Raw genomic sequence first — 21,234 nt, 5'->3', positions numbered from 1 at the left:
CTCACCGAGGGAATCGGCACATTGGCGAAGAAGGCCAAGAAGCAGAACCAGACCGGGGGAACGCCCGCGACCGTCGCCCTGACGACCGCGGGGACCCCCTTCACGGTCCACTCCTACGAGCACGACCCCGCGCACGCCTCGTACGGCGAGGAGGCCGCGGAGGCGATGGGCGTGTCCCCCGACCGGGTGTTCAAGACGCTCGTCGCGGACGTGGACGGCGCGCTCGTCGTCGGCGTCGTGCCGGTGGCGGGACAGCTCGACCTGAAGGCGCTCGCGGCGGCGGTCGGCGGCAAGCGCGCCACCATGGCCGACCCGGCGCTCGCCGAGCGCACGACCGGGTACGTACGCGGGGGCATCTCGCCGCTCGGGCAGCGCAAGAAGCTGCGTACGGTCATCGACTCCTCCGCGGAGAAGCACGACACGATCTGCGTCTCGGCGGGGCGCCGCGGGCTCGAAGTCGAGCTGGCGGCAAGGGACTTGGCGGCGCTCACGGATGCCGTGCTCGCCCCAGTCGGACGTGCGTGACCCCTCGACGTACCCCGCCGCTTCGACTAGACACCCAGGACATGTCGAAGAAGACGCGCAAGCGCAAGTGGCGGATCAAGAAGGGCAAGGCCAACCACGGGCACCGGCCCGCCTGACGCTCACCGTTTGCTCAACCGGCCGCGGATGTCGTCGAAGTGCGAATGCACGGCGGCCTCCGCGGCCTCCGCGTCCCGGGCCCGCACGGCGTCGACGATCCGGCCGTGCATCCGGGCCAGCTCCGCGCCGTCCGCGTCCTCCGGGGCGCGCCCGATGTCCTGTGCCCGCGACTGGTGAAAGGCGCTCCAGAACGCGTCGAGCAACTCGCTGAGCAGCCGGTTCGCCAGCGGTCCGTACAGCGCGAGATGGAACTCCCGGTCGGTCGCGGCGTCGATCGCCCCGCCGCCGGCGACCTCCTCGTGCATCCGCCGTACGAGCCCGTCGAGCACGTCGAGCTCCGCCGCGCCGAGCCGGCCCACGAGGCTGCTCATCAGGCCCGCCTCCAGCGCCTCCCGCATCTGCAGCAGTTCGAGCAGGCTGTCCTCGCCCCTGCGGTGCCCGACGACGGTGCGGAAGGCGAGCCCGTCGATCAGCGGCTCCAGGGACATCGACCCGACGTACGTCCCGAAGCCGCGCCGGATCTCCACGATGTGCTTGGCCTGGAGCGACTTCAGGGCCTCACGCAGTGAGTTGCGGCTGACCGAGAACCGCTCCATCAGCTCGGTCTCGGTCGGCAGCGGATCGCCGGGGCCGAGACCGCCCTCGACGATGAATTCCTTGATCTTCTGCTGCGCGTCGTCCGCGACCAGCGCTCGCATCCAGGCCCCTCCTGTGATCTTTCCCGTGCTCTGCCGGATTCTTCGAACCCTTGACAGTGTGCTCGACGGTGGAGCACTGTCACCTCCAGGACGTAGGACATCCTACGTCCCATCTCCGTACACCATCAGTTAACCCTGGAGACCACCGCCATGACTCTCCGAGCCCCGCTCCCCGCCCCTTTCCAGGGCGTCGTTCCGCCGCTGGTCACCCCGCTCACCGCCGAGGGCGAGGTGGACGTCGCGTCGGTGCGGCGGCTCGCCGAGCATCTCATCGGCGCCGGGGTGCACGGCCTCTTCGTGCTGGGCTCCAGCGGCGAGACCGCCTACCTCACGGACGCCCAGCGCCGCACCGCCCTGGAGGCCGCCGTCGACGCGGCCGGGGGCCGGGTCCCGGTCCTCGCCGGCGTCATCGAGACGACGACGGCCCGGGTCCTGGAGCGGGCCCAGGACGCCGTGAAGGCGGGCGCCGACGCGCTCGTGGCGACGGCGCCGTTCTACACCCGCACGCACCCCGCCGAGATCGCGAACCACTTCCGCCGCATCCGCTCCGGAGCGGACCTGCCCCTGTTCGCGTACGACATCCCGGTCGCGGTGCACAGCAAGCTCGGCCGCGACACGATCCTCGAACTGGCCGCCGACGGCACCCTCGCGGGCCTCAAGGACTCCAGCGGCGACGAGGGCTCCCTGCGTCGCCTGCTCGCCCCGCTGCGCGCCGCGGTCCCCACGTTCTCGGTGTTCACGGGCGCCGAACTGACCGTGGACGGCGCCCTCCTCGCGGGCGTCGACGGCGTCGTCCCCGGTCTCGGCAACGTCGACGCGCACGGCTACGTCCGGCTCTACGAAGCCGCCCGCGCCGGCGACTGGGACGCGGCCCGCACCGAGCAGAACCGGCTCGCCGCGCTGTTCGCGATCACGGACGCCGGCGACCCGGCCGTCATGGGCGGCTCGTCCTCGGCGCTCGGCGCGTTCAAGGCCGCCGTCCACCTCCAGGGCGTCATCGACTGCCCCGCCACGGCCGCGCCGCAGATCCCGCTCGGCGAGGCCGAGTTCGCGTACGTCCGCCGCCACCTGGTCGAGGCCGGTCTCCTGCCCGCCTGACCCTCCCCTTCCCGCCTCACCTGTCGCACCCTGGATTCGACGATGACTCCTGGCACCACCCCCGCGGCCGCCTCCGGCCGCTGGTACTCCGACATCGGCCCCGCCCGGTGGAAGTCCTTCTTCGCCGCCTGGATCGGCTACTTCCTCGACGGCTTCGACTTCGTCCTGATCACCCTCGTACTGACCGAGATCGGTCACGACTTCGGCCTGTCGGGGGTCGAGCAGGCGAGCCTGGTCTCCGGCGCGTTCATCACGCGCTGGCTGGGCGGCGCGGTCCTCGGCGCGCTCGGCGACCGCTTCGGCCGCAAGGCGGCGATGGTCGTCTCGATCGTGCTCTATTCGTTCGGCACGTTCGCCTGCGGTTTCGCGTGGGACTACACGAGCCTGTTCACCGCGCGCCTGCTGATCGGCATGGGCATGGCGGGCGAGTACAGCGCGAGCGCCACGTACGTCCTGGAGAGCTGGCCCGCGAAGCTGCGCAACCGCGCGTCGGGCTTCCTGATCTCCGGCTTCTCGCTCGGCGGCGTCCTCGCGGCCGAGGTGTACGAGCTCGTGGTCCCGGACCACGGGTGGCGCTGGCTGTTCTACATCGGCCTCTTCCCCGTGGCGATCGCCCTGTGGGTGCGGCGGGCGCTGCCCGAGGCGGAGGAGTGGCAGGAGCAGGTGGCGGACGCCGGTCAGCGGCCGAACCCGTTCCGCCCGCTGTTCGCCACGCGCCGCCTCGCGACGGTCAACACGGTGCTGGTGGTCGTGGCGACGGGCGCACTGTTCGCGGTGTTCACGCCGCTCGGCGGGGGCGCGGTGCCGATCCTGTCCGTGGTGGCGGCGGCCTGTCTGCTGGCCTTCACGGTGCAGCTGGGCGGCCGAAAGCGCTGGCTGCTGTACGTGGCGCTGACGGTGACCGTGTTCTGCGCGTTCCTGTACAGCTGGCCGGTGCAGGCGCTGCTGCCGACGTACCTGAAGACCGAGCTGGGCTACTCCCCCTCCGAGGTCACCGACGCCCTCTTCTGGGCGGGCTTCGGCACGGCGGTCGGCTGCGTCGTGGCGGGCTTCATCGGCGACCGGTTCGGGACGCGGCGCGCGTACGCGGTGACGCTGATCGTCGGCCTCGCCTTCGTCTTCCCGGTGTTCGCGGTCCACGACAGCCCGGTGGGGCTCGGCATCCTGCTGTTCTCCATGCTCGCGTGCATGCAGGGCATCTCGGGCCTGCTCCCCAAGTACATCGCGGGCCACTTCCCGACCGAGACCCGCGCTGCGTCCCTCGGCTTTACGTACAACGTGGGCGCGCTGGGCGGCGCGGTCGCCCCTGTCCTCGGCGCGCGACTGGCCTCGGGCATGTCGCTGGGTCAATCCCTGGCGATCCTGACGTCCGCCCTCACGCTGCTGGTGATCATCCTGATCGGCTTCAACGTCCCGGCGCGGCTCAGCCGCTTGGTGGACAAGGAGGGACCGAGCGATTATCTGGCCGAGGAGGGGGCGCCCCATCAGGGGCGCGGGGAACTGCGCAAACCACACTCAGACAGCACCCGGCAGCATTGAACAGCCACACGGCAAGCCGCCCGCTCAGGTGGTGGGCGAAGCCCCACCGTCCCCCTGCACCCCGTAGGGCGTCGCAAAATACGGATCCGGGTCCCGCGGCCCGAAGAGGCCGGTAAGGCCCAGGTGCACCACCAACCCGGCCAACGGCCACGCCAACAACGCGCCCTTGGCGTTCAACTCCAGGGGCGCGTCGAACACCACCCCCTTGCCAACGGCCTTCGCATGCGCGGCAACGTTCTGAGCCGGCCCGAGCCACACGCCGAACCGCCAGGCCAGCACGCCACCGAGCAGGCTGCCCAGGGCCAACCCCACAACCAGTGGAACGCCCCCGCGCCTGCGCCACAGGAAGACGGCCGCACCGGTGACGACGCCGAACGCGAGCCCGAGCAGGGTGAACGTTCCGTCGATGCCGATGGCCTGCTCGCCCTCGGTGTCCTTGAGGTAGACCGCCGAGGCGTCCGAGACCAGCGGGACCCGGGGCGCGAGCCACAGCCACAGCGCGCCGAGCGCGAGCCCCACCACCGCGACGCCGACCGTCACGACGGCGGCCTCGCGCAGTTCGGCCCGGAGCCCGGGGCCGTCCTCCTGGGGGGCCGGGGGCGCGGGCGGCAGATGTCCGGTCATGGGGTCGGGGGCCTGCCAGGGGTCGCTGTGCCCATTGTTGTGCGGGGGCTGATGGGGTGGCGGTGTCAGCGGTGCGGTCACACTGCCATCGTGCCAGGCGTCGCTGTGCGGCGCGTCACCGGACGGCGGCCCGACGGTAGGCCCACGTCGCCACGGCCAGCGAGGCGACGCCGACGGCCGCGCAGACGCCCAGGTCGAGCAGGACCACGCCCCAGTCGGGGTGCGCGGCGAAGGTACGCGCGAAGGCCTCGACCCCGTACGTCGACGGGAGCAGGTCCCGCGCCCACTGCACGCACTCCGGCATCCGGTCGGCCGGCAGCACGCCGAGCAGCAGCGCCGCGGACATGCCCAACTGGCCGAGCAGCGTGGCCAGTTCGGGCCGGGGCGCGAGCAGGCCGAGCGCGGCCCCGAGGCCGGCGAGCGCCGCCCCCGCCAGCGGGATCACCGCGACGAGCACCCACAGGTGGGCGAGCGGCAGCTGGAACATCAGGCAGCCGACGACCGCGGTGACCACGGTCCCCGGCACGGTGAACGAGGCGTACGCGCCCGCGGCGCCGAGCACCACGGACGCGGGCGGCACCGGCAGTGTCGCGTAGTGGTCGAGCCCGCCGGCCGCCCGCAGCTGCCCGAAGTACTGGGCGAGCAGGTTCAGCGCGACGAACGCGACGACGAGCACCGCGGACCCGGCCACCACGGCCTGCGCCTCACGGCCGCCCTGGTCGACGACGCCGCGCATCAGGATCATGATGCCGATGCTCTGGAACGTCGCCACGAACAGCAGCGGGATCCGGGCCACGCGGGCCCGGCTGAGCTGCGCCCGATAGACGGCGGCGAGCGCGGGCAGGAAGCGGGCGCGGGGCGCGAGCGTCTCCTCGGCGGGGCCCGGCGCGGGCGCGGGGCGCGCGGGCGCGAGCTCGGAGGCGACCGCGGGAGCGGTGGGAACGACGCTCATGCCTTCACCAGGCCCTTCACACCGCTGCGGCTCCCGCCGAGCGCCAGGTACACGTCCTCCAGGCTCGGCGTCGCGAGCGTGAAGTCGTCCAGGAAGTCGAAGGCCGGGCCGCCGGTGACGGCGGCGACGGCGGAGCGGGCCGCGTCCGGTTCCAGCCGCAGCGACCAGCGCCGCCCCGATTCCACGGCGTGCGGGCGCAGCCGCGCCACCTCGTCGAGCTCCATCGGAGCCTCCTGGCGCCACACGAGTTCCACGCGCACCTCGCCGGCGACACGTTCCTTGAGGCCCGCGGGGGTGTCGCAGGCGATGACCCGGCCCTGGTCGAGCACGGCCACCCGGTCGAGCACGGTCTCGGCCTCGATCACGTTGTGGGTGACGAGGAGTACGGTCGTGCCGCGCTCGGCCCGCCGCCGGTCGACGGCGCCCCAGACGGCGCGCCGGGCGACGGGGTCCATCCCGGTGGTCGGCTCGTCGAGCACGAGCAGCGGCCGCTCTCCGACGAGCGCGGACGCGAAACAGGCGAGCCGCCGCTGCCCGCCGGACAGCTTCTTGATCGGCCGCGAGGCGAGCGCGGTGAGCCCCAGCTCGTCGAGTACGTCGTCGCGCGCGGCCCGGGCGTCCTTGAGCGGGAGCCCCCGCAGCCGCCCTGTGGTCTCGGCGGCCAGCGCGACGGTCAGCTCGTCCAGCGCGGTCGACTCCTGCCCGAGGTAGGCGAGGATCCGGGAGGCGCGCTCGGGGTGCCGCACGATGTCGTGGCCGAGGATCTCGACGCTTCCCGCGTCGGGGCGCATCAGCCCGGTCAGCTGCCGTACGAGGGTGGACTTGCCGGCCCCGTTCGGCCCGAGGAGCCCGAAGATCTCTCCGCGCCGGATGTCGAGTCGTACGTCGTCCGTGGCCCGCAGCTCCGGGGTACCGGGCACACCACGGCGCCCGCGCGAGGCGGGATACGTCTTGTGGAGCCCCCGCACCGCGCACACCACAGCGCCCCCGTGACGCTTGGGGGCGACGGCATCGGTGCGCATACTCACGAGGAAGGAGCCTACGGGGTCCGGCGTTCACGATTGCACGCGGGGCAGGACATTTCCCACGCCTGCCGTACACCCGGCTCCCCCACCCCTACGCCACGGGGCTCCGCCCCGCCGGCCCGCCCGCCTACTCCGCCGCAGCCGCGTGTTCGGCTGTTCGGACGTCGATCTCGCGCCAGAACCCCGCCCGGATCGCATAGCGGTCGTGCTCGTCGATCTGGTCGTCCTTGTGCGCGAGCAGCCCGAACCGCGCCGCGTACCGCAACAACTCACCGTCGATCCGGTGCGGCACCCGCGGATACATGGTCGCCAGCTTCTGCAACTCCGTCTGCTCCCCCAACCGCTCCCGCCACCGCCGCGCGAACACCTGCCCGACCTCGTACGGATCCCCGCCGATCGCGGTGATGTCCTCCTCGCGGTCGGCCCACCGCTGCTCCGCCGTGGTGAGCTGCGCCAGCGTGGGCAAGGACGCCACATCGGCCGGCTCCCCACCGCCCCCGGGCCGCTCGACCCACCCCTTGTCGGACGACCACCGCAGCGTCGCGTTCGCGGGATGCTGCGCGACCTGCGCCGCGGCTCCCGGCCCGCGCAACGCGGCGAGGTCCTTGGGCGTGGGCACGCCCTTGCCGCCGCCGGCCCGCTCCTCCTCCGAGGCCTGCGAAGCCCCCGCACGGTTCTCACCGTGTCCGGCCGGCGCATGCTGCACGGGCGCGGCGCCCCCGGCCTCCTCCACGGGACGCCCCGCGGAGGAGAGCGCCGACTCGGGCAGCGGCGCGGACAGGATCGCGGCGATCTCCGGGCGCGGCACGGGCGGCGGGGCGCAGATCCCGCCGAGCTCCTTGGCGCGTACGGCCTTGGTGATCCAGACCCGGTCGAGCACCCGCCGCTCGTCGGCCTCCGCGACCAGGTCCTCGGACTGGTTGTAGTCGCCGTCGGCGGCCTGCACCGCCCACAGGTGGACGGCGACGCCGTGCTCCTTGGCGGCCATCATGCCGGGCAGCAGATCCCCGTCCCCGGTCACGAGCACAATGTCCGAGCAGGCGCGATTGCGGGCCAGCTCCGTCAGCTCCGCGTGCATCGCCGCGTCGACGCCCTTCTGCGCCCACCGCCCGTCGGACCGGGTCAGCGCGCCGAGCCGGACGGTGACCCGCGGCATCACCCGCAGCCTCCGGTGCTCGGGCTGCGGCACCCGGTCGGGCGCCCCGTCGAACCAGTAGATGCGCAGCAGTTCCCGCCCGGTCTCCGCCTCGGCGCGCTCGCGCAGTCCCTGGATGAGGGCGGCATGGTCGACATGAATCCGGGAGCGGGACGGCTCGCCCGCGAGCAGGCTCGCCGCGGCCCCCAGCAGATATCCGGCATCCACCAGAACGATGCAACGATCCACGGGATCCACCCTCTTTCCGCCGACTTGCCACCAGTCCGGACACGCTCCACGGGACGGCTCCCGCGGCTTCGCTTCGGGTTTCCTTCGAGTCTGCCCGACCGCGGTGGGGTTAACGGCCCGAACTGGATCTTCGGCGTGGCGGAAGCCGTGAACCCGGGGTGCGCGCCCTGCGAAGATCACCCGTTACGAACGGTAATACTCCGAAATGCGTTCTTCCTCCGCCTGTGTGAATCTGAATCCGGCCCTGGCCCCTAGATCCCCCGCAGGAGGCAGATCACCATGGCCAAGAACCGTAAGCAGAACCGCCATCAGCAGAAGGCGGCCCAGGCCGCTCAGCCGGACGAGCAGGCCCGGTCCTCGGCCATGGAGGCCCAGGCCAAGTCGGCCGTGGAGGCGACTCCGGGCGACGTGGCCCGCAAGCACCGCGAGCGCCGCTTCGGCCACAACTGAGGCTCGTCGCAAGGCAGTTGGCACAGAACGAGGGGCGCACCCGGAAGTCCGGGTGCGCCCCTCGCGCGTGTCCGCGTGCGGTCAGCCGGCCAGGCAGGACGGGCCGAGCAGCACCTTCAGGTCGCCGTACAGCGCCGGATCGGGCTTCACCCGGTGCCGGTCGAGCCGCAGCACCGTGGTCTTGCGCGGCCCCTGGAGCTTGATCCGCACCTCGCTGTCGCCCCGGTGGTTGGTGAGGATCTCGCCGAGCCGGCTGATCATCGGCGGGGTCACCTTCAGGGCCGGGATCGTGAGGATCACCGGCGCGTTGGTCCCCGCGTTCGACAGGTCGGGGACCTGCATCTCCATCGCGACGAGGCGCGGCACGTCCTCCCGCTTGTCGAGGCGGCCCTTCACGAACACCACGGCGTCCTCGACGAGCTGCGTGGACACCAGCTGGTACGTCGCCGGGAAGAACATGCACTCGATGGAACCGGCGAGGTCCTCGACGGTCGCGATCGCCCAGGCGTTGCCCTGCTTGGTCATCTTGCGCTGGAGGCCCGAGATGATGCCGCCGACCGTGACGACCGCGCCGTCCCCGAAGTCACCGCCGGTGAGCTGGCCGATGCCCGCGTCCGCCTTGTCGGAGAGCACGTGCTCCAGGCCGAAGAGCGGGTGGTCGGAGACGTACAGGCCGAGCATCTCGCGCTCCTGGGCGAGCAGATACGTCTTGTCCCACTCGTCGGTGGAGAACTCGACGTCGAGGCCGAAGCCCGGCTCGTCGCTCTCCCCCTCGCCCATGCCGCCGAAGAGGTCGAACTGTCCCTCGGCCTCCTTGCGCTTCACCGCCACGACGTTGTCGATCATCGGCTCGTACTGGGCGGTGAGCCCCTTGCGGGTGTGTCCCATCTGATCGAAGGCACCGGCCTTGATCAGCGATTCCGTCGTCCGCTTGTTGCAGGCGGCGGCCTCGATCTTGTCCAGGTAGTCGGGGAACGAGGTGAACTTCCCCTTCGCCTTGCGGGCCCGGACGATCGACTCCACCACGTTCGACCCGACGTTGCGGACCGCCTCCAGGCCGAAGAGGATCACGTCGTCGCCCTGGGCGGCGAAGTTGTGCACCGACTCGTTCACATCCGGCGGGAGGACCTTGATCTTCATGCGCCGGCACTCGTTGAGGTAGACGGCCGACTTGTCCTTGTCGTCCTTGACCGAGGTGAGCAGCGCGGCCATGTACTCGGCCGGGTAGTTCGCCTTCAGGTACGCGGTCCAGTAGGTGACCAGGCCGTACGCGGAGGAGTGCGCCTTGTTGAACGCGTAGCCCGCGAACGGGACCAGGACGTCCCACAGGGCCTGGATCGCCTGGTCGGAGAAGCCCTTCTTCTTCGCGCCCTCCTGGAAGAGGACGAAGTTCTTCGCCAGTTCCTCGGGCTTCTTCTTGCCCATCACGCGGCGCAGCACGTCGGCCTCGCCGAGCGAGTAGCCCGCGACGATCTGGGCGGCCTTCTGCACCTGCTCCTGGTACACGATCAGGCCGTAGGTCAGGCCCAGCGTCTCCTTCAGGGGCTCTTCGAGCTCCTTGTGGATCGGCGTGATCTCCTGCCGGCCGTTCTTGCGCTCCGCGTAGTTGATGTGCGAGTTCATGCCCATCGGGCCCGGCCGGTACAGGGCCGAGACGGCGGAAATGTCCTCGAAGTTGTCGGGCTGCATCTGGCGCAGCAGCGAGCGCATCGGGCCGCCGTCGAACTGGAACACACCGAGCGTGTCACCGCGGCAGAGCAGTTCGTACGTCTTCGGGTCGTCGAGCGGGACGTCGAGCATCTCCAGCTTGATGCCCTTGTTGGCCTCCACCATCTTCACGGCGTCGTCCATGATGGTGAGGTTGCGAAGCCCCAGGAAGTCCATCTTCAGGAGGCCGAGCGACTCGCACTGCGGGTAGTCCCACTGTGTGATCGTCACGCCGTCGGTGTGCCGGGTCCACAGCGGGGCGTGGTCGACGATCGGCTCGCTGGACATGATCACGCCGGCCGCGTGCACACCCATCTGCCGGACCAGGCCCTCGACGCCCTTGGCGGTGTCGATGACCTTCTTGACGTCCGGCTCGTTCTCGTACATCCCCCGGATCTCGCCGGCCTCGCTGTAGCGCGGGTGCTGGGGGTCGGTGATGCCGGAGAGGTCGATGCCCTTGCCGAGGACGTCGGCGGGCATCGCCTTGGTGAGGCGGTCGCCCATCGCGTACGGGTAGCCGAGCACGCGCGCGGAGTCCTTGATCGCGTTCTTGGCCTTGATCTTGCCGTAGGTGCCGATCATGGCGACCTTGTCGGCGCCGTACTTCTCGGTCACGTACCTGATCACTTCGACGCGCCTGCGCTCGTCGAAGTCGATGTCGACATCGGGCATGGAGACGCGCTCCGGGTTGAGGAAGCGCTCGAAGATCAGGCCGTGCGTGATCGGGTCGAGGTCGGTGATGCCCATGGCGTACGCGACGATCGAACCGGCCGCGGAACCACGGCCGGGACCCACCGCGATGCCGTTGTTCTTGGCCCACATGATGAAGTCGGCGACGACCAGGAAGTATCCCGGGAACCCCATCTGGATGATGATGTCCATCTCGTACTCGACCTGCTTCTGGCGGTCGTCCGGGACGCCGTCCGGGTAGCGGCGGGCCATGCCGCGACGGACCTCCTCCTGGAACCAGGTGACCTCCGTGAAGCCTTCCGGGATGTCGAACTTCGGCATGAGGTCGCGCTTCTCGAACATGCCGGTCGTGTCGATCTGCTCGGCCACGAGCAGCGTGTTGCGGCAGCCCTCCTGCCAGGCGTCCGAGGAGTCGATGGCGTACATCTCGTCCGTCGACTTCAGGTAGTAGCCCGTGCCGTTGAACCGGAAGCGGTCCGGGTCGGAGAGGTTCTTGCCGGTCTGGATGCACAGCAGCGCGTCGTGCGCCGTCGCCTCGTTCGCGTACGTGTAGTGCGAGTCGTTCGTCACCAGCGGCGGGATGCCGACCTTCTTGCCGACCCGCAGGAGGTCCTCGCGGACCCGGTGCTCGATGTCGATGCCGTGGTCCATCAGCTCCAGGAAGTACCGGTCCTTGCCGAAGATGTCCTGGTACTCGGCCGCCGCCTTGACCGCCTCGTCGAACTGGCCGAGACGCAGGCGCGTCTGCAGCTCACCGGAGGGGCAGCCGGTGGAGGCGATGATGCCCTCGCTCCACTGGGAGAGCGTCTCCTTGTCCATGCGGGGCCACTTCTGGAGCCAGCCCTCGGCGTACGCGTCCGAGGACAGCTTGAAGAGGTTGTGCAGCCCCGTGCTGTTCGCCGCCCACATCGTCTTGTGGGTGTAACCACCGGAACCGGAGACGTCGTCGCGCTTCTGGTGCGGCTGGCCCCACTGGACCTTCCGCTTGTTGCGCCGGGACTCCGGGGCGACGTAGGCCTCGATGCCGATGATCGGCGTGATGCCCGCCTTCTCCGCGGTGTGGAAGAAGTCGTACGCCCCGTGCAGGTTGCCGTGGTCGGACATCGCGATGTGCGTCATGCCCATGTCGCCGGCGGCCTTGAACATGTCCTTGAGCCGCGCCGCACCGTCCAGCAGCGAGTACTGAGTGTGCACGTGCAGGTGCGTGAACGGCGGCTTGGACACGGTGGGGGCCTCCAATGGAAAACACCGGGCGACAGTCTGGGGGACAGCTTGGAAGTCTACGACCGGTCACTGACAACCGGCGGGCACTCCGGAGTACGGTCGTGCGTTGGACAGATCAGAACATCTGTCCCACGCGTCAGTACGGCGTACCGGACCACCCCGCACCAGGAGGCACCCAGCGATGTCGGAACCGCAGCCCACCGCTGAACAGCGCGGCGAGCAGATCCTCTCCGTCTTCGACACCGCGTTCGGCGAGCTCCTCGCCGCCGACCCCGCGGCCTTCCGGGTCAAGTTCCGCAAGATGGCGGCCTCGGCCTTCGCGTTCTACCGGGGCACGGCCTGCCTGTTCTACGGGGACGTGGAGCGCGAGCAGCACGGCGGGCCGTACCTGGACGAGCGCACCAGCCGGGTGTGGATCCACGGCGACCTGCACGCGGAGAACTTCGGCACGTACATGGACTCCACGGGCCGGCTGATCTTCAACGTGAACGACTTCGACGAGGCGTACGTGGGCCCCTTCACGTGGGACCTCAAGCGCTTCGCCGCCTCCATGGCGCTGGTCGGCTACTCGAAGGCGCTGAGCGACGAGCAGATCACGGACCTCGTGCGCACGTACGCGGCGGCCTACCGCGAGCGCATCCACGCCCTTGCGACCGGCGCCAAGAGCGACGAGGTGCCGCCCTTCACGCTCGACACGGCCGATGGCCCCCTCCTGGAGGCGCTGCGCGACGCCCGCTCGCTGACCCGTTTCGGCCTGCTCGAGTCCATGACGGAGATCCGCGAGTTCGAGCGCCGCTTCGCCGAGGGCGGCGGCAGCATCGAGCTGGACGCGGCGACGCGCTACAAGGTGCTCGCGGCGTTCGACGGGTACCTGGAGACGCTGCCGGAGGCCTCGCTCTCCCGTCCCGACTCGTACCGGGTGAAGGACGTGGTCGGGCGCCGCGGCATCGGTATCGGCTCCGCGGGCCTCCCCTCGTACAACATCCTGCTGGAGGGCAACAGCGACGCCCTCGAGAACGATGTCGTGATCTACATGAAGCAGGCCCAGACCCCGGCCGTCTCACGGCACATCACCGACCCGGCGATCCGCGGCTACTTCCAGCACGAGGGCCACCGCACGGTCATCTCGCAGCGCGCCCTGCAGGCGCACGCCGACCCGTGGCTGGGCTGGACGGAGCTCGACGGCGCCGGGCAGCTGGTCGCCGAGATCTCGCCGTACGCGGTGGACCTGGACTGGGGCGACATCGACGAGTACGAGGAGATCGCGGCGGTCGTCGCCGACCTCGGCCGGGCCACGGCGACGATGCACGCGGCGGCGGACGACCAGTCCGGCGAGTCGCTCGTCCCGTTCTCCACGGAGCGCGCCATCGACGCGGCGATCGCCGCCGACGAGGAGGGCTTCGCGCCCCTGCTGGTCGACTTCGCGCACTCCTACGGGGCACGCGCGCGTGCGGACCACCAGATCTTCGTGGACCTGTTCCGCAACGGCCGGATCCCGGGGCTGTGAAAGGTGCTGTGAATCGGCCCCCTTTAGGCATCGCTTACAGGAAGCCATGGCACACTCTGCCGCGATGGACGACATATCCGGGACCCAGCTACGAGTGATGCGCGCGGCGCTGTTCACGGCATGCGCCGTGACGCTGTCCGTCGCGTCGCACGTGCTGCTGTCCCGGGCCCCGCTGCCCCTCACGACGGTCGCCGCGATCACCGCGGCCGTCTTCGTGATCGCGTACGCGCTGGCAGGACGCGAGCGCGGCTTCGGCCGGATCGCGGCCCTGCTCGTCCCGCTGGAACTGGCCGCCGACACGGTCTTCACGACCGGCCAGCACGTCTGTTACGGCCGGGCGGGCGGCCCCGTCGCGGGCCCGCTGCGCCAGTTCGGCTTCGACGTGCTGTGCGCGGGGAACGTGGGCACACCGCTCGCCCGGATGACGGGCGGCGGCTCGGAGCGGGCCGCGGCCCTCTTCGCGCACACCGACCCGGCTGCCTCCTGGCTGCTCCTGGGCGCGCACGTCGCCGTCGGCCTGCTCGCGGCCGCCTGGCTGCGCCGCGGTGAGCAGGCCCTGGCCCAACTGCTGCGCGCGGTGGCCGCCTTCGCGTTCCGGCCGCTGCTCATCGCGTTCGCCGCGGTCACCGTCCGGCGCGAGCCGGACGTCCGCCTTCCGCGCCCCGCCACGCGCGTACCGGCCTCCCGCACCCGGCTCTGGGTGCACTCCGTAGGACGGCGCGGGCCGCCGTGCCCCGCCGCCTGAGCCACGTTCCGGCTCGGGCTCCGGCACGGCAGTCCCCCATACGCATGTCACTCACCTACGGAGCACGACCATGAGCAAGCGCAACACCCAAGAGGCGAAGACCGCGGCCCGTGAGCGGCTGCGCGCCGAACGCGAGCGCCAGGCCAAGCGGGAGAAGACGAAGCGGCAGGCGATCGTCGGCGTCTCCATCGTCGCGGTCCTCGCGATAGCCGGCGGCGTCGGCTATGCCGTGATGCAGGCCAACAAGCCCTCCCACTGGGAGACGGCGATGGACGCCAAGTCCTCCGCCGTGAAGGCGCCCAAGAACACCTCGGGCAAGGACGGCACGACCGTCGTCATCGGCAAGTCCAGTGCCAAGAAGACCATGAAGATCTACGAGGACTCGCGCTGCCCGGTCTGCGCCTCCTTCGAGCAGACGGTCGGCCCGACGCTCCACAAGGACGTCGAGGCCGGCAAGTTCAAGCTCCAGTACGTCGGCGGCACGTTCCTCGACGGCGACAGCGCAGCCAAGGGCGACGTCGGCACCAACGGCGAGGGCTCGAAGAACGCGCTGAGCGCGCTCGGCGCGGCCCTCAATGTGAGCCAGGACGCCTTCCTCGACTACAAGACGGCGCTCTACTCGGCGAAGTTCCACCCCGAGGAGAGCGACGACAAGTTCAAGGACGACGACTACCTGATCAAGATCGCCGACACCGTTGACTCGCTCAAGGGCAACAAGGCGTTCCAGAAGGACGTCACGGACGGCACGTACGACGACTGGGCCATGAAGATGTCCAAGTCGTTCGACACCAACAAGGACGGCGTCACCGGCACCCCCAGCCTGGTGATCGACGGCAAGAAGCTGACCGGCTCGGACGGCCAGAACGCTCCGATGACCGTGGCCGAGTACAAGACCGCGACGGAGAAGGCCCTCAAGGGCTGACGTCCTCAAGGGCTGACGTCCGGTCCCAGGAGGGACAAGCGCAGACGAAGAGCGGGCGAACCTTTCGGGTTCGCCCGTTCTCTGTATCTACCAGTCAGTAGTCTGACCGGCTGTGACCAGTCGACTTCATCAATCCGTTCCCAGATCCGCGCCGGGCACGCCGGGCGCCCCGAGCCGCCGTACGGTCGTCAAGGCCGCGGCCGCGGGCGCCGCGCTCGCCGGGCCGCTCGCCGCGGCGGCTCCCGCCCACGCCGCCGAGGCCCCCGCCTTCCTGCACGGCGTCGCGTCCGGCGATCCGCTGCCCGACGGGGTCCTGCTGTGGACGCGCGTGACACCGAACGCCGACGCGGTGCCCGGCTCCGGCAAGGGCCCCGATGTGCGGGTGGCCTGGGAGATCGCCGAGGACAAGGCCTTCCGTCAGGTCGTCGGCCGGGGAACCGTGACCGCGAGCGCCGCGTCCGACCACACGGTCAAGGCCGATGTAAGGGGCCTGCGCCCGGCGACCGCCTATTACTTCCGCTTCTCCGTGGACGCCACCCACTCCCCCGTGGGCCGCACCCGCACCACCCCCGCCGCCGACGCGTCCCCCGACGGCCTGCGCTTCGGCGTCGTCTCCTGCGCCAACTGGGAGGCCGGCTACTACTCCTCGTACCGGCACCTGGCCGCCCGCGGCGACCTGGACGCGGTCCTGCACCTCGGCGACTACCTCTACGAGTACAAGACGGGCGAGTACCCGACCGCCGAGTACACCGTCCGCGAGCACCGACCGACCCACGAGATCGTCACGCTCGCCGACTACCGAACCCGGCACGGCCAGACCAAGACCGACCCCGACGTCCAGGCGATGCAGGCAGCGCACCCGCTGATCGCGATCTGGGACGACCACGAGTTCGCCAACGACGCCTGGTCGGGCGGCGCGGAGAACCACACGCCGGACACCGAGGGCTCCTGGCAGGCGCGCCAACAGGCCGCGAAGCAGGCCTACTTCGAGTGGATGCCGGTCCGCCCGTCCACCGCGGGCACGGTCTTCCGCCGCCTGCGCTTCGGCAACCTCGCCGACCTGCACCTGCTCGACCTGCGCTCGTTCCGCTCCGAGCAGTCGAGCGTCGGCAACGGCGCGGTGGACTCCCCGGAGCGTACGATCACCGGCCGCGCCCAGCTCGACTGGCTGAAGTCCGGCCTCACCGCATCCGACGCGCGCTGGAAGCTGGTCGGCACCTCGGTGATGATCTCGCCGGTCGCCTTCGGCTCGCTGCCCGCCCACATCGCGGGCCCGCTGGCGGAACTGCTCGGCCTCCCGAAGGAGGGCCTGGCGATCAACGTCGACCAGTGGGACGGCTACACGCACGACCGCGCCGAACTCATCTCCCACCTGCGCGAGCACGCCGTCCGCGACACCGTCTTCCTGACCGGCGACATTCACATGGCGTGGGCCAACGACGTGCCGGTCAAGGCGGCGACGTATCCGCTGTCCCCCTCCGCCGCGACGGAGTTCGTGGTCACGTCCGTGACATCCGACAACCTGGACGACATCCTGCACGTCGCCCCGGACACGCTCTCCACGGTCGCCGAGGGCGCCATCAAGGCGGCCAACCGGCACGTGCGCTGGCTGGACATGGACCGCCACGGATACGGCGTCCTGGACGTCACGGCCGAGCGCACCCAGATGGACTTCTACGTGATCTCCGACCGCGCCGACCAGAGCGCGACGTCCGCCTGGCAGCGCTCGTACCGCACCCTCACCGGCACCCAGAAGGTCGAGCGGGCGGACGCCCCGGTGGCGTAGCAGGCGGCTACAGCGTCTCGAGGAAGCCGAGCGCCACCCGCCAGGTGGCCTCGGCGGCCTCCTCGTCGTAGTCCGGAAGGTCGGGGTCGGTGTAGAGGTGGCCCGCCCCGGCGTACCGGTAGACCTCCACGTCGGCGCCCGCGCGCCCCATCTGCAGGTACCAGGCGGTCAGCCAGTCGTCCGTCTCGAAGGGGTCGGGCTCGGCGACGTGCAGCTGGACCGGGAGCTCGTCCACGGTGACGCCCTCCGCGATGTCGGACGTGCCGTGCAGGAGCAGCAGCCCCTTCGCCTTGTCGTCGCCGAGGGCGAGGGTCTGCGCGGTCGCGGCGCCGAACGAGAACCCGGCGTAGACGAGCCCCCGGTCGGAGTAGGGCGCGGCCGCCAGGACGGCGCGCTTGAGCAGCTCGTCCTTGCCGATCTCGTCCTTGAAGGCCATGCCCTCCTCGACGGTGTCGAAGGTGCGGCCCTCGAAGAGATCGGGGGTCCACACCTCGTGCCCGGCGGCCCGCAGCCGGTCGGCGGCGGCCTCGACCGCGGGCCGCAAACCGAACGCCGAATGGAAAAGCATGATGTTCATGGGCTCCATGGTGCCAGGGCCCTCGCAGGTTAGGCGCGCCCGATCCCGGTTACCGTCGTGGCATGGAGAACGTACTGCGTCCACTGATCGTCATCGGTGGCTCGGTCGTGCTCACGCTGTTGGTGGGGTGGGCGGTCGACCGGTTGCTGCTGCGCACCGACGAGCGCCACCACGAGACGCCGCTCTGGGGACTGCTGCGGCGCTGCCGGCTGCCGCTCCAGCTCGTGCTCTGCGCGGCGCTGCTGAGGGGCTCGTACGACCAGACGGGCGTCGCGAAGGAACACGGCGGCACCATTGGAGAAACGCTCAACCTGGTCCTGATCGGGGCCACCGCCTGGCTCGCCGTCCGGATCTCCTCCGCCGTCGTCGAGTCGTCCTACGCCCGCTACGCCACCGCCCAGCGCGACCCGGCCCGGGTCCGCCGCGTGCGCACCCAGGTCACCCTGATCCAACGCGTCGTCATCGCGGTCGTCGGCGTGGTCGCGGCGGCGGCGATGCTCCTGACGTTCCCCGCCTTCAGAGCGGCCGGGGCCTCACTGCTCGCCTCGGCCGGCATCCTGGGCATCGTCGCCGGTGTCGCGGCGCAGTCCACGCTCGGCAACCTCTTCGCGGGCCTGCAGATCGCGTTCGGCGACATGGTGCGGATCGGCGACACCGTGGTCGTGGACGGCGAGTGGGGCACGGTCGAGGAGATCACCCTCACCTTCCTCGCCGTACGCACCTGGGACGAGCGGCGCATCACCATGCCGGTCTCGTACTTCACGTCGAAGCCGTTCGAGAACTGGTCGCGCGGCGGCGCCCAGATGACCGGCACCGTCTTCTTCCACCTCGACCACAGCGCGCCCGTGCCCGAGATGCGCGAGAAGCTGCACGACATCCTGCGCGAGTGCGCCGCCTGGGACGGCCGCGACTGGGGCCTCGCCGTCACCGACACGACACCCAGCACGCTCCAGGTCCGCGCCCTGGTCACGGCCAAGGACGCGGACGACATCTGGACGGTGCGGGTCACGGTCCGCGAGCAGCTCGTGCGCTGGCTGACCGACCAGCACCCGTACGCGCTGCCGCGGATCAACACGGCGACGGCCCTGGTCGCCCCGGACGAGGCGGGCTCCCTGCCGGAGCACGTCCTCAGCCGCAACGGCCGGGCGCCCCGCACCGGCCGGGGCTAACGCCCCAGGCACTCCCCGCCGTTGACCTGGACGATCTGCCCGCTGACATGGCCTCCGCCCGGCGAAGCCAGCCACAGCACGGTGGCCGCGATGTCCTCGGGCGTCCCGGCGCGGCCGGTCGGGATGGCGTCGACCCGGCGCCGGTAGTCGGCCTCGGGCATCGAGGGCCCGAAGAACTCGGTGTCCTCGATGTAGCCGGGCGCGACGGTGTTCACGGTGATGCCGCGCGGGCCGAGGGCCTTGGCGAGGTCGTACGTGTACGGGTGCAGGGCCGCCTTGGCGCCGCCGTACGCACCCGTGCCCGAGCCGCGCAGCGCGGCGATGGAGGACAGGAACACGATGCGCCCGCCCGGCGAGGTCAGGTGCTCGCGCAGCGCCTCGGTCAGCAGGACCGAAGTGAGCGTATTGATACGGAAGTTGGCGTTCCAGTCGTGGGCGACCGCGTCGAGCGGATCGGCCCCCTCCGGAGCCGGGAGCATCCGGCCGCCGAGCCCGCCGGCGCTGTGCACGATGACGTCGACCGTGCCCTCGAACGCCTCGAGCGCGAAGTCGGCGGCGCCGCGCGCCCCTTCGACCGTACTCAGATCGGCCGGGTACTTCAGGGCGCCGGGCACACCGGCCTTCTCCAGGACCTCGATCCGCCGCCCGACCAGCAGCACCCGGTCCCCCTCCGCGGCGAAGGCCTTCGCCGCCGCGAGCCCGATTCCCGTACCGCCACCGGTGATTATCACGTTGCGTGCCATACACACGAGCCTATGACGCCACACCCGCCGCCGGGCGATCTCTAACGCAAACTGCGCACATCCAGTTTCCTGAGCACCCGGTCGACCACCTCCGGGTCGGAGCCCGGTTCGCTGCGGGCCGCGAGGACCTCGTGCCGGGCCGCCGACATCATCTCCGCCTGGATCCGGCGGATCCGCTTGATCCGCTCGACCCGCTTGGTCTGCTTCTCGCGCCGCTCGTCCGCGCCGATCTCCGGGTTGATGCGCAGGCCGATGTCGAGCGCGCGGCGCAGCATCTGCTCGGTCACCTCGTCCGGCAGCTCCTCGACCTCCTCGATCTCCTTGAACCGACGCTTCGCGGCCTTGGCGGCCCGCATCGCGAGCTGCCGCTCGAACTCCCGCTCGGCGGTGTCGTCGCTGCGCACCCCGAGCTTGCGCACCAGCCACGGCAGGCTCAGCCCTTGCAGCACCAGGGTCGCCATGATCACCCCGAAGGCGAGGAAGACGATCTCGTCCCGCTGTGGGAAGGGCGAACCGTCGTCCATGGTCAGCGGGATGGCGAGGGCCAGCGCCACCGAGGCCACACCACGCATTCCGGCCCACCACATGACGACCGTCTCGCGCCAGCTGACCGGGATGTCCTCGTCGACATCGCGCCGCAGGTGCATCCGCCGTGTCACCCACGTCATCGGCAACAGCCACAACAGCCGTACGACGATGACGACCCCGACGACCGCGCCCGCCCAGCCGAACATCTCGCCCCAGCGGCCCTGCGCGGTCCTGACGACGTTGTGCACCTCCAGGCCGATGAGACCGAACGCGACGCCCGTGACGAGGGTGTCCACGACGTCCCAGAAGGCCCGCCCGGTGAGCCGCGTCAGCACGTCGTCTGCGTCGAAGGCGTGCTCGGCCAGGAACATGGCCGTGGTCAGGACCGCGAGCACGCCCGAGCCCTTGAGCTCCTCGGCGAGTACGTACGAGGCGTAGGGGATCAGGAGCGTGAGCCCGATCTGGAGCGTGGCGTCGCCGAGATAGCCGATGAGCTTGTTGGCGACCCAGCCGAGCGCCCAGCCGACGAGGATGGCGACGACCGCGGACAGGACCAGGTCGAGCGCGGCGCGCGGCAGCGAGAAGGTGCCGCTGACGGCGGCGGCGATCGCGACGTGGTAGAGCACGATCGCGGTCACGTCGTTGAACAGGCCCTCGCCCTCCAGGATCGACACCATGCGCCGGGGCAGGCCGAGTTGGCCCGCGACGGCGGTCGCGGCGACCGGGTCGGGCGGCGCCACAAGCGCGCCGAGCGCGACGGCCGCGGCCACCGGCAGGCCCGGCACGATGGCGTCGGCGGTGAAGGCGACCGCGGCCGTGGTGACGAAGACCAGGGCGACGGCGAGCAGGAAGATCGGCCGTTTATTGGCGGCGAACTGGCGCCAGGACGTGCGGTGCACGGCCGCGTAGAGCAGCGGTGGCAGCACGAGCGGGAGGATCAGATCCGGGTTGATGTCGACATTCGGCACCGCCTGGATCAGCGCGAGGGCGATGCCGAGCAGGGTCATCAGGACCGGGGACGGCAGGCCGAGCCGGTCACCGAGGGGGACGGTCAGCACGGCCCCGAGCAACAGCACGAACAGCAGGGCCAATTGATCCACCGGGGACTCCGACCAGACTCGACGATCATGTGCGTTCCGGCCTCAAGAGTGCCACGCGCTTCAGATCAAATCGGTCTTATCGGGGCCCGGTGACCACGATGCCGGGCCGCCGGGACGCCGCCGC

Annotated in this window: 18 protein-coding genes; 9 read left to right on the top strand and 9 right to left on the bottom strand. The window is 70.8% G+C overall.

The genetic code is table 11. From position 1 onward, the window contains the following. The first annotated feature begins 21 nt into the window (after nucleotides 1-21). Nucleotides 22-525, top strand: a complete 504-nt coding sequence (gene ybaK, locus ACOKM3_RS29860; RefSeq protein ID WP_426904111.1) for a Cys-tRNA(Pro) deacylase — start codon at nucleotides 22-24, stop codon at nucleotides 523-525. 119 nt (nucleotides 526-644) lie between these two features. On the opposite strand, the gene ACOKM3_RS29855 is transcribed toward ybaK, so the two are convergent. Beyond that, nucleotides 645-1,340, bottom strand: coding sequence for a FadR/GntR family transcriptional regulator (locus ACOKM3_RS29855; RefSeq protein WP_426904110.1), 696 nt, complete (start codon nucleotides 1,338-1,340; stop codon nucleotides 645-647). Nucleotides 1,341-1,490: 150 nt separating this feature from the next. Between ACOKM3_RS29855 and ACOKM3_RS29850 the strand changes: the two genes are divergently transcribed. Continuing rightward, nucleotides 1,491-2,438 (top strand): dihydrodipicolinate synthase family protein, encoded by a 948-nt coding sequence (locus ACOKM3_RS29850; RefSeq protein WP_426904109.1) that lies wholly within the window; start codon nucleotides 1,491-1,493, stop codon nucleotides 2,436-2,438. A gap of 42 nt (nucleotides 2,439-2,480) precedes the next feature. Further along, nucleotides 2,481-3,977: a sialate:H+ symport family MFS transporter gene (locus ACOKM3_RS29845; RefSeq protein ID WP_426904108.1), complete on the top strand. Its 1,497-nt coding sequence runs from the start codon at nucleotides 2,481-2,483 to the stop codon at nucleotides 3,975-3,977. 24 nt (nucleotides 3,978-4,001) lie between these two features. Here ACOKM3_RS29845 and ACOKM3_RS29840 read toward each other — a convergent pair whose 3' ends face one another. The 4 genes from ACOKM3_RS29840 to ACOKM3_RS29825 form a co-directional block, all read right to left on the bottom strand. Continuing rightward, the gene (locus ACOKM3_RS29840) at nucleotides 4,002-4,682 is read right to left on the bottom strand and encodes a DUF2567 domain-containing protein (RefSeq protein WP_426904107.1); all 681 of its coding nucleotides are present in this window, start codon (nucleotides 4,680-4,682) and stop codon (nucleotides 4,002-4,004) included. 34 nt (nucleotides 4,683-4,716) lie between these two features. Then, entirely contained in the window at nucleotides 4,717-5,553 is an 837-nt protein-coding gene (locus tag ACOKM3_RS29835; protein ID WP_426904106.1) for an ABC transporter permease, read from the bottom strand. Further along, nucleotides 5,550-6,575 carry an ABC transporter ATP-binding protein gene (locus tag ACOKM3_RS29830; protein WP_426906928.1) on the bottom strand — a complete coding sequence of 342 codons (1,026 nt, stop codon included), beginning with the start codon at nucleotides 6,573-6,575 and terminating at the stop codon, nucleotides 5,550-5,552. Before ACOKM3_RS29830 ends, ACOKM3_RS29835 begins: the two co-directional genes overlap by 4 nt. A 130-nt stretch (nucleotides 6,576-6,705) precedes the next feature. Beyond that, nucleotides 6,706-7,962, bottom strand: coding sequence for an NYN domain-containing protein (locus tag ACOKM3_RS29825; protein ID WP_426904105.1), 1,257 nt, complete (start codon nucleotides 7,960-7,962; stop codon nucleotides 6,706-6,708). Nucleotides 7,963-8,241: 279 nt separating this feature from the next. Here ACOKM3_RS29825 and ACOKM3_RS29820 point away from each other — a divergent pair, with 279 nt between their 5' ends. Continuing rightward, nucleotides 8,242-8,412, top strand: a complete 171-nt coding sequence (locus ACOKM3_RS29820; protein WP_266720614.1) for a hypothetical protein — start codon at nucleotides 8,242-8,244, stop codon at nucleotides 8,410-8,412. Nucleotides 8,413-8,493: 81 nt separating this feature from the next. Here ACOKM3_RS29820 and dnaE read toward each other — a convergent pair whose 3' ends face one another. Beyond that, nucleotides 8,494-12,033, bottom strand: a complete 3,540-nt coding sequence (gene dnaE, locus ACOKM3_RS29815) for a DNA polymerase III subunit alpha (protein WP_426904104.1) — start codon at nucleotides 12,031-12,033, stop codon at nucleotides 8,494-8,496. A 181-nt stretch (nucleotides 12,034-12,214) separates the two neighbouring features. On the opposite strand from dnaE, the gene ACOKM3_RS29810 reads away from it, so the two are divergent. The 4 genes from ACOKM3_RS29810 to ACOKM3_RS29795 all read left to right on the top strand — a co-directional run bounded on the left by ACOKM3_RS29810 (nucleotide 12,215) and on the right by ACOKM3_RS29795 (nucleotide 16,993). Next, complete coding sequence (locus ACOKM3_RS29810; RefSeq protein WP_426904103.1) at nucleotides 12,215-13,540, top strand: DUF2252 domain-containing protein; 1,326 nt, start codon at nucleotides 12,215-12,217, stop codon at nucleotides 13,538-13,540. Between the two features lie 64 nt (nucleotides 13,541-13,604). After that, nucleotides 13,605-14,285, top strand: coding sequence for a hypothetical protein (locus tag ACOKM3_RS29805; protein WP_426904102.1), 681 nt, complete (start codon nucleotides 13,605-13,607; stop codon nucleotides 14,283-14,285). 70 nt (nucleotides 14,286-14,355) lie between these two features. Continuing rightward, nucleotides 14,356-15,207: a thioredoxin domain-containing protein gene (locus ACOKM3_RS29800; protein ID WP_426904101.1), complete on the top strand. Its 852-nt coding sequence runs from the start codon at nucleotides 14,356-14,358 to the stop codon at nucleotides 15,205-15,207. 112 nt (nucleotides 15,208-15,319) lie between these two features. Next, nucleotides 15,320-16,993, top strand: coding sequence for an alkaline phosphatase D family protein (locus ACOKM3_RS29795; protein WP_426904100.1), 1,674 nt, complete (start codon nucleotides 15,320-15,322; stop codon nucleotides 16,991-16,993). Nucleotides 16,994-17,000: 7 nt separating this feature from the next. On the opposite strand, the gene ACOKM3_RS29790 is transcribed toward ACOKM3_RS29795, so the two are convergent. Further along, on the bottom strand, nucleotides 17,001-17,570 hold the full coding sequence (locus tag ACOKM3_RS29790) for a dienelactone hydrolase family protein (RefSeq protein WP_426904099.1): 570 nt from the start codon (nucleotides 17,568-17,570) through the stop codon (nucleotides 17,001-17,003). Nucleotides 17,571-17,632: 62 nt separating this feature from the next. Between ACOKM3_RS29790 and ACOKM3_RS29785 the strand changes: the two genes are divergently transcribed. Continuing rightward, the gene (locus ACOKM3_RS29785) at nucleotides 17,633-18,739 is read left to right on the top strand and encodes a mechanosensitive ion channel family protein (protein WP_426904098.1); all 1,107 of its coding nucleotides are present in this window, start codon (nucleotides 17,633-17,635) and stop codon (nucleotides 18,737-18,739) included. On the opposite strand, the gene ACOKM3_RS29780 is transcribed toward ACOKM3_RS29785, so the two are convergent. Then, the gene (locus tag ACOKM3_RS29780; protein ID WP_426904097.1) at nucleotides 18,736-19,482 is read right to left on the bottom strand and encodes an SDR family NAD(P)-dependent oxidoreductase; all 747 of its coding nucleotides are present in this window, start codon (nucleotides 19,480-19,482) and stop codon (nucleotides 18,736-18,738) included. The two genes, ACOKM3_RS29785 and ACOKM3_RS29780, sit on opposite strands and share 4 nt — an antisense overlap. 41 nt (nucleotides 19,483-19,523) lie before the next feature. Further along, nucleotides 19,524-21,110: a Na+/H+ antiporter gene (locus ACOKM3_RS29775; RefSeq protein WP_426904096.1), complete on the bottom strand. Its 1,587-nt coding sequence runs from the start codon at nucleotides 21,108-21,110 to the stop codon at nucleotides 19,524-19,526. Nucleotides 21,111-21,234 lie beyond the last annotated feature (124 nt).

The sequence above is a fragment of the Streptomyces nidicola genome (genome assembly GCF_050106155.1).
GTDB lineage: Bacteria > Actinomycetota > Actinomycetes > Streptomycetales > Streptomycetaceae > Streptomyces.
The sequence above is the reverse complement of the archived record's forward strand: the minus strand, read 5'-3'. Positions and strand labels throughout refer to the sequence as shown.

What these genes read in the sequence shown, in the direction of transcription:
- ACOKM3_RS29845 (WP_426904108.1), top strand. Translation starts at nt 2,481, where the DNA reads ATGACTCCTGGCACCACCCCCGCGGCCGCCTCCGGCCGCTGGTACTCC.
- ACOKM3_RS29785 (WP_426904098.1), top strand. Translation starts at nt 17,633, where the DNA reads ATGGAGAACGTACTGCGTCCACTGATCGTCATCGGTGGCTCGGTCGTG.
- ACOKM3_RS29850 (WP_426904109.1), top strand. Translation starts at nt 1,491, where the DNA reads ATGACTCTCCGAGCCCCGCTCCCCGCCCCTTTCCAGGGCGTCGTTCCG.
- ACOKM3_RS29820 (WP_266720614.1), top strand. Translation starts at nt 8,242, where the DNA reads ATGGCCAAGAACCGTAAGCAGAACCGCCATCAGCAGAAGGCGGCCCAG.
- ACOKM3_RS29805 (WP_426904102.1), top strand. Translation starts at nt 13,605, where the DNA reads ATGGACGACATATCCGGGACCCAGCTACGAGTGATGCGCGCGGCGCTG.
- ACOKM3_RS29780 (WP_426904097.1), bottom strand. Translation starts at nt 19,482, where the DNA reads ATGGCACGCAACGTGATAATCACCGGTGGCGGTACGGGAATCGGGCTC.
- ACOKM3_RS29855 (WP_426904110.1), bottom strand. Translation starts at nt 1,340, where the DNA reads ATGCGAGCGCTGGTCGCGGACGACGCGCAGCAGAAGATCAAGGAATTC.
- ACOKM3_RS29835 (WP_426904106.1), bottom strand. Translation starts at nt 5,553, where the DNA reads ATGAGCGTCGTTCCCACCGCTCCCGCGGTCGCCTCCGAGCTCGCGCCC.
- ACOKM3_RS29800 (WP_426904101.1), top strand. Translation starts at nt 14,356, where the DNA reads ATGAGCAAGCGCAACACCCAAGAGGCGAAGACCGCGGCCCGTGAGCGG.
- ACOKM3_RS29810 (WP_426904103.1), top strand. Translation starts at nt 12,215, where the DNA reads ATGTCGGAACCGCAGCCCACCGCTGAACAGCGCGGCGAGCAGATCCTC.
- ACOKM3_RS29790 (WP_426904099.1), bottom strand. Translation starts at nt 17,570, where the DNA reads ATGAACATCATGCTTTTCCATTCGGCGTTCGGTTTGCGGCCCGCGGTC.
- ACOKM3_RS29830 (WP_426906928.1), bottom strand. Translation starts at nt 6,575, where the DNA reads ATGCGCACCGATGCCGTCGCCCCCAAGCGTCACGGGGGCGCTGTGGTG.